Annotated in this window: 11 protein-coding genes; 7 read left to right on the top strand and 4 right to left on the bottom strand. The window is 22.8% G+C overall.

Going from position 1 to position 13316, the window contains the following annotated elements:
• From AAHM95_RS02040 to AAHM95_RS02030, 3 genes are all read left to right on the top strand, one after another.
• Positions 1-643: hypothetical protein (locus AAHM95_RS02040; protein WP_342273751.1), on the top strand; the 643-nt coding region annotated here is incomplete at its 5' end.
• A gap of 3 nt (positions 644-646) precedes the next feature.
• Complete coding sequence (locus tag AAHM95_RS02035) at positions 647-2929, top strand: hypothetical protein (protein ID WP_342273752.1); 2283 nt, start codon at positions 647-649, stop codon at positions 2927-2929.
• Between the two features lie 143 nt (positions 2930-3072).
• On the top strand, positions 3073-3243 hold the full coding sequence (locus tag AAHM95_RS02030) for a hypothetical protein (RefSeq protein ID WP_342273982.1): 171 nt from the start codon (positions 3073-3075) through the stop codon (positions 3241-3243).
• Here AAHM95_RS02030 and AAHM95_RS02025 read toward each other — a convergent pair.
• Positions 3240-4478 carry an IS256 family transposase gene (locus AAHM95_RS02025; protein WP_281749630.1) on the bottom strand — a complete coding sequence of 413 codons (1239 nt, stop codon included), beginning with the start codon at positions 4476-4478 and terminating at the stop codon, positions 3240-3242. The two genes, AAHM95_RS02030 and AAHM95_RS02025, sit on opposite strands and share 4 nt — an antisense overlap.
• 319 nt (positions 4479-4797) lie before the next feature.
• On the opposite strand from AAHM95_RS02025, the gene AAHM95_RS02020 reads away from it, so the two are divergent.
• Both AAHM95_RS02020 and AAHM95_RS02015 read left to right on the top strand, forming a co-directional pair.
• Positions 4798-5697 carry a hypothetical protein gene (locus AAHM95_RS02020; RefSeq protein WP_342273981.1) on the top strand — a complete coding sequence of 300 codons (900 nt, stop codon included), beginning with the start codon at positions 4798-4800 and terminating at the stop codon, positions 5695-5697.
• Complete coding sequence (locus AAHM95_RS02015; protein WP_342273980.1) at positions 5648-7168, top strand: hypothetical protein; 1521 nt, start codon at positions 5648-5650, stop codon at positions 7166-7168. The genes AAHM95_RS02020 and AAHM95_RS02015 overlap by 50 nt, the downstream gene beginning before the upstream one ends.
• Positions 7169-7714: 546 nt before the next feature.
• On the opposite strand, the gene AAHM95_RS02010 is transcribed toward AAHM95_RS02015, so the two are convergent.
• Both AAHM95_RS02010 and AAHM95_RS02005 read right to left on the bottom strand, forming a co-directional pair.
• Positions 7715-7927 (bottom strand): hypothetical protein, encoded by a 213-nt coding sequence (locus AAHM95_RS02010; RefSeq protein ID WP_342273979.1) that lies wholly within the window; start codon positions 7925-7927, stop codon positions 7715-7717.
• 150 nt (positions 7928-8077) lie between these two features.
• Complete coding sequence (locus AAHM95_RS02005; protein WP_342273978.1) at positions 8078-9784, bottom strand: hypothetical protein; 1707 nt, start codon at positions 9782-9784, stop codon at positions 8078-8080.
• A gap of 63 nt (positions 9785-9847) precedes the next feature.
• On the opposite strand from AAHM95_RS02005, the gene AAHM95_RS02000 reads away from it, so the two are divergent.
• Together AAHM95_RS02000 and AAHM95_RS01995 are read left to right on the top strand one after the other, a co-directional pair.
• On the top strand, positions 9848-11008 hold the full coding sequence (locus AAHM95_RS02000; protein ID WP_342273757.1) for an Mbov_0401 family ICE element transposase-like protein: 1161 nt from the start codon (positions 9848-9850) through the stop codon (positions 11006-11008).
• Between the two features lie 429 nt (positions 11009-11437).
• Complete coding sequence (locus tag AAHM95_RS01995; protein ID WP_342273977.1) at positions 11438-11845, top strand: hypothetical protein; 408 nt, start codon at positions 11438-11440, stop codon at positions 11843-11845.
• A 156-nt stretch (positions 11846-12001) separates the two neighbouring features.
• Here the strand turns inward: AAHM95_RS01995 and AAHM95_RS01990 are convergent, their stop codons facing one another.
• On the bottom strand, positions 12002-13249 hold the full coding sequence (locus tag AAHM95_RS01990) for an ISNCY family transposase (RefSeq protein ID WP_342273976.1): 1248 nt from the start codon (positions 13247-13249) through the stop codon (positions 12002-12004).
• Positions 13250-13316 lie beyond the last annotated feature (67 nt).

Here is a 13316-nt window from a genome sequence, read left to right as displayed (position 1 = left end):
AATTAATAAATTAAAAGAAAAAGCAACTGATTTATTTACTAGTGCAGAAAAAAGAGCAATTAAACACGCACAATTAATTCCATTAAATTCACCAGTATTTATGGGTTGTAAAATTCAACCTTTGTCATTAGATAAATGTGCAATTACTATTTATCATCGTAATCCTAAATATAAACCAATTACAGTTGTTGATAGTATTCTTAAAGCAAAAACTTTTGTTACTCAAATACATCCATTTCATTGATATCGTTGATATAGTGGTTGATACATTGGTTATGGTGTTAATCGTAATAAATGATTAAAAGCAATAGCATTTGCTCCACCAGTTGTTCAACAAGTAATTAGAGATAGTTTTAAAGTATATAGAGAAATATTTAGAACTATTAGAACTTATCATAAAGTAGTAAATGTTATTAATAATCCTATTGAAAATATTAACAAATCATTTAAAAATGTTGGTTTAAAATTTTCAGTAAACACTTTATTTGGTACTGGATTATTACATCATTTAGAAAAATTTGCATATAGTCAAGTTGTAGAAAAGGGTAAGAAAAAGTTGCAAAAAGAAATTATCCATATTTCACATAGAAAAACTAAAACAAAAACTAAGCATTATAAAAAAGCATTTTTTAAGGAATGATAAATTATGATTAATAAACTTTGAACTGATGTCAGTCTTGAAAATTATAATAACTGATATCCATTAACTGGAAAAATTACAGAAACCCCACAGCAATATATACAAACATGATCTAATGTTAATGATTGATTTAAAACTTTTGCTATTCGTGCTCAAAATGATATTAATGCTTATCTTGATTTTATTTTATCTAAATTTCCTTTCGATAGTTTTAAAGATGAATTAATTAAAGAAACATTAAGAGATATGGTTTATGTTATGGTTGAACATTGAGTATTTAATCGTACACCAATTGAATTTAATGTTGATGCTACTATTCAATTTAATAATGGTACTCAATTTAGTGCAAATAGTACTCCTACAATTAATGTTTGAGATTTAGCACCTAGTAGAATGAAAATATGAGCAAGATTAACAGAATTAAAACAAATATTTTCAAGTTATAATGATGATGAAATAGATGTTGAAAAAATTGACTTAAAAGCATTTTATACTAGAAATCAAGTTGATGAATTAATTGAACAACAAAAAGAATTTACATTATCAAAACAAATTAAATTATATGATGATTTAGTTGATGATAATGAAAATGAAATATATAGAGGTCCTGTTAGTAAATTTATTAATAAAGGTTATGTTGCAACAGATTATGATAAAGAAACTGAAACAATGATTTTAGATTGACCAGATGAAATTGGAACATTACCACCAGAAGCATTACAAAATAATCCGCAAATTGGTGATTTTACTCATGCACCAACTTGTGATTTTTCTGCTAAACAACAAAAACGAATTACTACTAATGAAAATGAAATTACCAAATTAAATACTGAATTAATTAAAGCAAATGAAAATATTAATGATGTTAAAAATAATTGATTTAATATTGAAACTAGTCCTTTATGAAAGAAAGTTAAAAATGAAAATATTAAAACAGATATATGATATATTATTGATTGAACATATTATTTTATCGATAGTAAACAACTTATTATAAGTAATAATAAATTAACTAAATCTAATATAAGAATTACTAATAGTCAAATAGAACAAAAGCAAATAATAATTGAAAATATTGATGTTAATATTGATAAAGTAACATTATTATATGATGTTGATTTAATAAAGTTTATTGCTACTAATAACACAAAAAAGTATAAACCAATAATTCATAATATATATCAATATCAAGGAATAGGTACACCAACTGAATTTATAGCAGAAGAAAATACTGAACGTGATTATTATACAAAACTAGAAACTAATAATTTATTAGATAAAAAACAAAATAAATTAATTGCTGGTACTAATATAACTATTGATGAAAATAATAAAATTAGTGCTATTGGTGGTTCTACTGATTTAACTGATTATTATAAAAAAGAAGAAATAGATAAAAAATTAGAAGATACAAAAGCATTATTTCCAATTGCTTTTTCTATGAATGCTATTGGTCAAGAAATTCCTAATTTAGAAACTACTAATAAAACAGTTGTTGGTGCTATTAATGAAAATAAAAGTAATATTGATAAAAAACAAGATAAAGAAAATTGAAAAATAATAGGTAAAAGTCTTGATAATCGTACATGAGAAGATTTTGCTCTTAGTTTTAATAAATATTATAGAGTATTTATAACATGAGATAAACCACCTTTTAATCAAACAAGTGTAAAACTAAAAATAGAGTTTAAGAGTTCTGCATATATAGGTGGAGATTATATGCTTGTTAAAGGTAAAATTGATAATGAAGATGCTTCATTAATTATTAAACTAGGAACTGTTGATGGTAATAAAAGTCAATTAATTATTATTGGTGGAAATAAACAATATGGGAATATATTTTCATTAGAAGAATTACAAGATACTATTAAAGTTGATATTAAATCAAAATTACAAATAAGGTCTGGTAGTTTAACTACAAATGAAATAGAAGAAAATATTTGAGATATTGAATTAAAAAATAATCCAACACCAAGTCCAAGTGGTTCAAATTGAAAAGAAGTAGGAACAAGAGAGAAAAATAAATGAGATAATTGACAAATTACTTATTATTTTCAAGAGAATAAACATTATAGAGTTTATTATTCTTGAAGTATATATAATCCAGTTTATACTATTCAAGAATTTATTATAACTGATAAAAAAATTGCTGGTGTACCAATACAAACCTTTAATGATAGTGCTAATATAGTAATTTTATCAGTTCAACATGCTAAATTTATTACTATTTATAGTGGAAAAGGTAATTTAAAAGGTAATGTATGAAAATTAGAAGAATTACAAGAATAATATTATGTTTTTTAAAATTATAAAAATTATTTTAGGTTTAATTGGAGTAATTCTGTCATCAGCAACAGCGGGTTTAATTATATTTATCATTGTAAAAATAATATTAAAAATTAATCAAATATTTTAGAAAGGTGGTGAATATTATGTTAAGTTTATTTAAAAGAAAAGATAAAACAAATACTAGTGATAATCAAAATGAAAAAGTAAAATTTTTAACTAATAAAAATAAAAGTACACATGCTTCTATTTTAAATTATTTTGGTTTTAAGAGGCTTTTTAATAATCTGTGTATCTTTGTTTTACAAAGTTACTAATTTAGATTAATTCTGTCTTCAAATTTTATCATAAAATGAGCAATTGCTGTATTTCAATTTTGAATAGGCAATGTTCATTTTTTTGTTATATTTTCAATTGCCAAGTAAAATATTTTGAAAACTGCCATATCATTAGGAAAAACTTTTTTATTTCTGATGATTTTTCGTAATTGACTATTAACAGATTCAATAGCATTTGTAGTATAAATCACTCTTTTGATTTCTACTGGATAACTAATAAAAACCATTAAATTATCTCAATTTTTATATCAAGATTTAGTAATTTGAGGATATTGTTTATTTCATTTACTTTCAAACGATTCTAAAGCTTGCATTGCTTGTTCTTCACTACATGCACTATAAATTGGTTTTAAATCTGCAACTAGACCTTTTCGATGTTTGTATGAAACATATTTTAAACTATTTCTAATTTGATGAACAATGCATAATTGATGTTCTGTTTTAGGATAAACTGATTGTATTGCTTCTGACATGCCTGTTAAATTATCACTACAAGCAATAAGAATATCATTTAAGCCACGATTTTTCATTTCTGTGAAATTAGATAATCAAAACTTAGAACCTTCATTTTCACTGATTCATAATCCTAAAACATCTTTTTTGCCTTCTAAATCAACTCCTAATGCTATATAAACTGATTTGTTAATAATCCGTTTATCTTGTCGTACTTTAACTACTATACAATCAAAATAAACAATAGGATAAATACTTTCTAATGGTCGATTTTGTCATGCTTTAACATCATCAATAACATCATCAGTAATTTGACTAATAACACTTTCACTAATATCAGCACCATGATATAACTCTTGCAACTGCATTCTAATGTCAGATAATGTCATTCCTTTTGCATACAAGGAAAGAACTTGTTGATCAAAACCATCAAATCTTCTTTGCCTTTTAGGAACTATTACAGGAGTAAAATTACTATTGCGATCTCTTGGTACATCAATTTCAATTTTACCTTGTTGAGTTATTAATTTTTTTGAACTTGTACCATTACGAGCATTTTCAGTAGTACTATGTTGATTTTTTTCATATCCTAAATAATTTTGCATTTCAGAATTCAACATTTTTTCAACTAATCTTTTTGTTAATTCTTTATATAAACCGCCAGGTTTAAAAACTGTTGTTAAATCTTCAGTATTTTCTAGTAATAAATCTACTGCTTTTGATATTGGATCATTATTATTAAAGTTATCTTTTTTAGCCATCTGTAACTCACTCTTTCTAGTCATTTAATTATATTTACTAGAATTAATTAAACATAGTTATTTTTGTAAGTTACACAGATTACTAAACATTTCCGGTTTTAATGATTTTAATCATGAAACTTATTTTACTGATTTTGTAGCAGAAAATAATGCTAATTTATATAATGCTCCATTAGATATTAATAATGAAACTATTAAACAATATTTAATTCAACAAGAATTTTATAGAAAAAATTGAAATTCTATTTTTAAGTTAAGTAAATTAGGAATTAGTGGTTATTTAATTTATATTGCTAATGATGACTTATATTTTCAAGTAGTGGATATACAACAAAGAGTTTATGATATTACTGGTAAATTAATTCAATGTACTATTTTTTATGATAGTTATCAACAAAATGCACAAACTGTAAGATTATTTGAAATTTATACACTAAATAATGAACAAGTAACTATTAATCGTGCAATTTATAGTATTAATGATAATAAAAAACAATTTCCATTATCTTTTAAAGAATATAGTAATAATCCTAATTTAGAACAAGAACAAACACTAAATATTAATTATATACCAATAGCAATTATGCGAAATAAAGCAAATGAATTAGCAGATTGTAATAAAGTAATGGATAAAATTAAAGCATTAGATGTCATTTATGAACAAATTGTTTTAGATACCATTTTAAATTCACCTAAATTTATATTTAGTCAAACTTATGGTAATGTTCAATCAGCATTAGAAGAAGCAGTAAGAACATTAGTTACTAAAAACTACATATTTAAAAGTGGTGGAGATAATAATGAACAAAACGAAAATATCAATATGACAAATAGTAATTTTAAAGGTAAAAATTTAACTGATATATATGATTGAAATGTTAATGAAATATTTAAACGTTGTGGTATTCATATACCAAGTCAAAAGAAATCTGCACAACAATCAGTACCCGAAAGTACAGCTGTAAATATTTCTACTATTAATTATATTGAACAAAAATTATGGCAATTTAATATTGATATTCTTAAATTTATTCAAATATTAGTACGTTTAGATAAAGATTTATTAAATAGTAAAACATTTAATATTAATGATGAACAAGAAATTAATAATTTAACTGTTAAATTAAAATTATTTAATCCCGAAAATAACCAATTAATAGGAGAGAACAATGGAAAACAACAACAAACCACAAACGAAGTTTCCACAGAAACAAACTAAACTTAATCAAGCAGAAGTAGAAAATGATTATTTAATTGATAATATTCCTTATGATTTTACAAATATGATGGGTGCTACTAGTGACCCAGATATTAATAGAGCATATGATGAATTTAAAAAAAGAACAATTTATATTTATGAAATTGAACGTTTATTTAAAAATAATGAAAATAATAGTTTAAAATTTTCAGCAAATACTATTAAAATAGGTTTTATTGATATTGATAAAGTATTAAAAACTACTGCTGTTGAAACATCTGATTTTACTATGCAATTAAATCAAAGAGCAAGTACTAATATTAATGATAATACAATTGAATATAGTATGACTGATATTAAAAATTTAATATTTCAAGAAATAAATTTATTAAATCAATTTAAGTTATATGCAGTTAATATAAATGAACCTTTAACTGAAAATAATATTGATAATTTATATATAATTAATAATTATTCACAACCTTATCAAAATCCAAAAACTAGAAGTACTAAAAGTATAACTATTATTAAAATTAAAGATTTTAAAACAAGAGATGGTTATCCAATCATTATTAAATTACAAAAACCATTAGATAAAGATACAAAAGTTACTGGTTTAAAAATTAAAGCCCCTAGAAGCATGATTTTTGGCAATATAAAGGTACTTGGTGAAGTTGACAATATGGAAGTATACCCAAAGTTATTTGTTAAAGATAAGATAGCATTTCCGCTATTATCAATGCCTATTGAAACTCAACCAAAAGTTAGAATATTACAACAATGATTTAGTGAACAAATATTACCTTGAAACTTAGCAAAACAATTTATAGGACAAGAAAAATCAGTTTTAGATTTAATTAAAATTAGTACTGGAACTGAAACAAGAAGAGAAGTTATTAAAAATGCAAGAGTGACACATGCTTGATTAGGATATGAAATGGGTACTGTTTGAGATGGTAAGTGACCATTAAAAAAACAAAAAGAATTAAAAGATAAAGAAGTTTGAAATTTTGCTGGTGAAAGTCAATTTTATAGTTATGTTGCTACAAATGATAAATTTGATGATATTGAAATTGAAATAAAAGACGCACCAACTAATGATAGTTTACAAAAAGTATTATTAGGCATGCTAAGTTATACATATAATTATAATAGGAATTTTGATGGTTTTAAACCAGATACTTTAAATTCAAAAATAGCAGAATTACGTGCTAAATTTGAAGGACAAAAACCAGAAGAAGTTATTACAAATTTATTTAAACAATGGGAATTAGATTATCCAAATTATGTAAAATTACAACAAATACAAATTTTAAAAAAAATAATAAATATGCTTTCTAAATATATTTATTCTACTAGTTCAATTAATAAGGGTTTGAATGATGATTATAAACTTTTATTACCTTATTATTTTGAATTAAAATCAAATCCAATTCATACAAATCCAACTGATGTTTGAGAATTTAAAGATGTAAAAGTAATATTAAATTAAAAAATAATGATATTAGTCAAAATGAATTATTTAAACTAGATGATAACCAATTTAACTGACTATCTATTACAAATGAATTAGAAAGTAATAATATTCCATCATTAATTCCTGCTGATTGAACACTAGGTAATGGTGAATATGGTAAGTATTTTACAAGAGCAATTATTGATAAAAATAAAATTGAAAATGCTTTAAATTTATATGGTTCAAATAAATCTCAATTATTTTCTAAATTAGAATTTTATAAAGAAATTGCACAAATTGATAATAATAGTGAATTTAAATTACAAATCGAAAATCCGATTAATAACTTAAATCGGATTGAACTTAGTGGTATATTTGGCTCTGGAAATTATGATTTAATTTTAATAACTGATAAACAAGAAATAAATTTAACTAATATTAATTTATTTGATAAATATAACGAAAATATTTCTTATATAAATTTAGAAATTTAGATTTTTTTATTGAAATATCCAACTGGATAAATTCCATCTCACTTTATATCAACATTAGGATAAGTTGGATTAATAGATAAATATAAAGTTATTTTATGAATATCATCTGTTTTTCTTTCTCATATTGTTGTACAAGACCCCCCCAGTGAACATTACCATCATAATCTAAGTAATATTTTAAATCATTTACTTTATTATGTGCTATTGAACCAATTATTAAACCAGTTACTCCACTTACTGCACCAGTTAGTGCTAATGCTAATGTTATTTTACTTAAATTTGTTTTTATTCATGTTTTCATAATAAATTTCTCCTTTTTTCCTTGATTTTACTTATAAATTGTACTATTTTTGATTATTTTTACAAGTATGCTTTTAAATGGAAAATAATGCCTAAATAAAAGGCGTTTATTTTGTGATACCTATACTATTAATGATATTCAACTTGTTTATTATATAGCAAATGTGAAGATGCTTTTTTTGACACTAGCATTATTTTTACCCCTAATTACATTTTTATATGGATATAGTGAATAAAATAAAGCATCGTAAGGGTCTTGGTACATATTTTTATCAGGAATGTTAGTTTTTGTTTCATCATAACGTAATTCTTCTAAACATTGAGTAGTTTTTGGTAAATCATCTTGATTTGCATAAAAGTTTCCATAACTCATAATATTTCTCATTCAAACTACTCTATTAGTTAATCCTGCTTCTTGATTTAAATTTGAAGCATGTTTAATAGCAGTTTGTGTTATTAGAATAGTATTATGCTCATCTATTAATTTTTGATTTAATCAATCAATTGCTGTTCTTGCTTTATCATCATAAAAATAAATTGCTTGGTCAAAATTTTCAAAATTATCCATTAATCCTAAAATTTCATTTACATAAGCATTAATTTTTTCATTTTCATTAATAAAATCATTAGGTGTAACTACTAATTCACAAATAATATAAGCATCATAATATCCAGTATTATTATATTGTTTAAAACCAACTATCATAAATACAGTATGGTCTTTATGTCCAGTTGCTCAATCAACACCAACTGAATAAAAATCAAATTTATACATATCTTTTTCTTCATTATAAAATTGTTTTAAATCATATGGTTGTCAATATTTTACTGTTTTTTGAAATGGAAAAATTGTTGCATCACTATCTAAAAATTCAAAACCATAAAAAACAGTATTAAATTCATCGGGATTACTTTTTTTCATTTCTAATAATGTTCTTTTTTGAATGTCTGGTAATTTATTTCAAAATGGTTGAATAGTAAATCTTAATATAAATAAACCTAAACCACTAAAAATTTCTTTATTTTCATAATAAACTTTACCAACTTTTTTAAGATTTTCCATAATTTTATCATTTAATGGTAAAAATGGCGTGCAATACTTTAAATAAAATGGATGGTATTTATCGTATGGATTACATGTAAAAGTAATGAAAAAACTTTTATAAAAATAACGAGTAATCTTTTGTCCAAAGGTAGAACTATATATATTTTTATCAATAAATGTTCAACTTCACTCTTTAATAGGTTCATTTGATACTTTAATACGATTACTTCTAAACATAAAGTTTTGTAAACGTTCATATCGATATGTTAATTGCTTTTCAGTTAATATTTCTTTTTCTTCTGCCATAATAATTTCATCTGTTCTTGAACCTAAAAAACTTGAACCACCTGCTTCTTTTCCAAAAATTTTATTACCATTAGCATAACCAATAAAGTCAATTTGTTGATTATTAGGAAAAATAATACAACCACCATCCTTAGTAATTTTTCATTTAATTCCATGTGGATTATTAGGTAGTAAATTAATATTATATGTATCTAATAAAACTTGACAAACATTCATTAAAGCACCAATTGTAGTTTCACTATGAGTATTTTCATATCTTCTTACTTCTTGAACACTACTATCACTAAAATTACAACATATAAATAAATCAAATGCTAAGCAATTTCAAGTTTTTCTTGTTCCACGTGCTGTTGGTATAAAACGATAAAAACAATTAGTAGTAAAATATTCGGCTCATTCATCACCAACAAATTTTTTAAAAATATCTCAACTAAAACCATAATTATTATCACTAAAATTAAGATTATATTTTTTATTTAATTGTGCATAACTAGTGATAAAAGCCATATTTACTCCTTATTAACATATATAAGTTAAAATTAAATTATTTAAAAGAAAGGAACATTAAAAATGTTAACACTACCATTCCCTAATCATTTTGATTGAGACAAACACTATTTTAATCAAGATGAATTAAATTTACAACAAACAGAAGAATTATTTAAAAAAATAGATGATTATTTATGAAATACATGTAATAAATCTTTATATAAATCATATAGATTTAGAAAAAGAAAATTAAAAACAAAAAAAGGTTTATTAAATTATAAACGACGTATTTGTACATATTATAACCCAAAAACACAAAAAAAGGAATTTGTTTCATTATTAGATATATATCTTGGTGTTAAAAAGTATAGTAAATTAGCACCAGATGTTATTAAACAAATTTTAAAATATTTTGCTGATGGTAAAAAGTATCGTGATGTTTGTGATACTTTTATTGAAGATTTAATAAGTAATAGTACAGTTTGTAGAAGATATCAAAAATTTGAATTACCAAAAGCAAATATTCCCAAAATACCATTACAACCAAATCAAAATTTATATGTAAATATTGATGATGGTCATCGAAAATTTAAGTTTAATGAAAAACACAATACTAAAAATTGTAAAAAATGTTCGATGAGATTAATAGTAATGTGTACTGGTAAAAAGAAAAATGGAAAATTAATTAATAAAAGAGCAGTTTGTAAAATAAGAGTTTCAAAAACAGAAATTGGTGCTGAAAAAACCGCAAAATTAATAGAAAAATATGGTAATTTATTTTTTGAAAACTTTGACCAAGCAAATTTAATAGTTTGTGGTGATAGTGCAAAATGAATTAGAAAAACTGCTACAATTTTAAATGCCAAATTTATTTTAGATAAATTTCATGCTTTTCATGTTTTATTTCTTGGTATCATGGCTGGAAGAAGAAAAAATCAAATTGCTAAATTACACTATCAAAATGCAATAAATTTATTTGCCAAAGGTGAATATTATGAATTAATTGATTTTTTACAATCATTAACTTTACAATATAAAAAATTAAAAGTTGGTTATTTTATTAATGCAAAAGATGGTGTATTAAACCAAGCATTAGTTGAAAATATTGGTTGCTTTACTGAAACTAATATTAAACAAATTTTAAAGCATATGATTGGTGATAGAACTTATAACATTGATATGTATACAAAAATGGTTAATTTTAAATGCTATCAAATAAATACTGCCATCCAGTTATTATAAATTAAAATAAAAATCCCTAATTAAGGGATTTGCCTAAGAGACCACGTACTTTACATACGCTTAGTAATCATAACGGTATACGGTTTATCTTAAAGGACTTTATTACATTATAACATATTAAAAACTTATTAAAGATGCTTTAATAAGAATTTTTGAGTTATAAAATTAAGTATTATTGTGTCAATATCGAGTGAAAATTTCCCAAAAATATTTTTTAAAAAATAAATTATTTTGAAAAGTTATACTGTTAAATAAACATAAATTCCAAATAAATTCTTTTCTAGATAAAAATAGAAATAAAGTTTTTTAATTTTTTAAAATTTTTTGTATAATTAATTTATACAAAAAATTATATAAGTTTTTAACTCATTTATTTTAAGATAAAATAAATGAGTTTTTTTATTATTTATTCAAAGGAGAAAATAAAAAATGTTTAAAGTTAAACCTAATTCACCAGTTTATGAATTTTATTATTCTGAAATAAAAAAATTAGAGGGTAAAATTAAAGATAATAAAGAATTAGATAATATAATAAATACTGAAAAAAATCTTAAAGAAGAAATAGAAAAACTAGAAATATATCTAAAAACATTAAATGAAAATTTAAAAAAGAAATATAAAATAATTCCATATATTGAAAAATTAAATATATATGATTTAGAAGATAAAATCGAATCAAAAGGACAAAAAAGGGTTGATAATGTAGGAAAATATTTAAAATTAAAATCAAGTTTAGATTATGATTTTGATTCAATTTTTGAACAATGAAAACGCAGTGCAAACAGTGAAAATCAACCTTTAACAAGTGGATATAAACCAAGCTCACCACAGATGTAAAAGGGGAAGATATTGCATTTGCAATATCTTTATATCTTTAAAATTGATTTTAAGACACCAAATTTGCTCATATACAAATGTTTTAAAATTTTATATGGTTTAGTATTAATAAAATAAATCTCTTCTAAAATATGTTTTTTTACTTTTAATTAAAAATTATTGATATCCATATCTTCAAGGATGGTCTTTATTTGGTATATAAACTTTTTTAGTTTTTATCAAATCTTCTTTAATAATTGGTTTTAATGCTATTTCTTTTAGTTCATATATTTTATTATTATAACTAAGATAGAATTCATTAATAAATGATTTAAGTACAATTACATCAGTTCTAGGTTGTATATATTGAACTTTGTTATTTTTATAAGGAAAATATTTTTTACCATAATATGTTATAGTTGAACCACTATCTGTTTTTCTTTTACAAAATCTTGAAAGATAAACATTTATTTCATTTTGTGTAGGAGCTTTAACCATAGCAGATTTATTATCATCAATAGGAAAAGCAAACTGATTATTAAAAATGTTTATATATGTTTTAAGAAATTTATTACCATCTTCTAAATTTTTAATTTTATTAAGTCGTAATTCACTAATTAAGCGACTTTGAAGTGTTCCAAATAATCGTTCAATTCTGCCTTTAGCTTGTGGAATTGAGGTTCTAATTACTTCAACACCTAAATCATTACAGCATTTTTGAAATTGAGTATAAGTGTCATTTTCTGTGTTTATTTTACCTGAATCAATTTTTTTCTTATATCCAAAAACTGTTCTATTATCAGTATAAAATATCTTTGGTATGCCATATTTAGTTAAAATTTGATAAAAAACATTATAATAACCATCTAATGTCTCTTGGTGATCAAATCATAGTCCAACAATATTTCCTGTAGCATCATCAATTGCAGCATGTAAAAATGCTTTTGGTTTATCGTTACCAAATCAATGATGATTACTTGCATCCATTTGAATTAATTCACCAAAATTTGTTCTACGATTTCTTGTGGGATGCAAGTTATTTTTTTTATTCTTATGTCTTTTTGGTGAAGTGATTTTTTCTTGAATTAATAGATTATAAACTGTACTATATGCAATTTTAGTGTTTTCTTCATTAATTAATTTTTCCTGAAAATGTTGAAAATTAAAATTATAATATTTTGTTTTATATAAGTTTATAATTTTATTTTTAATTTCTATTTTTGTTGCCTTATTAGAAATTTTATTGCGAGATTTATGAATAAAACCAACTTTACCTTCTTTATTAAAAATTTGAATTAATTGGTTAATTCTTCTAATAGTTAGGTTAAGTTTATTTTTGGCTTGATGTTTAGATAATTTATTAATAACAATGTCATTTATAATTTTGTATTTATATTTTTCTTTCATAGTCATGCTTCTTTCCATTTTTATCACCAAGTATATTTAACTTCACTTTTTGAGAAATTTTCACTCGATAACTAATAGGAAATTA

The sequence above is a fragment of the Spiroplasma endosymbiont of Phycita roborella genome, assembly GCF_964031195.1.
Classification (GTDB): Bacteria; Bacillota_I; Bacilli_A; order Mycoplasmatales; family VBWQ01; genus Spiroplasma_E; species Spiroplasma_E ixodetis_A.
Note: the sequence above shows the minus strand (reverse complement) of the source record. Positions and strands in the feature narration are given on the sequence as shown.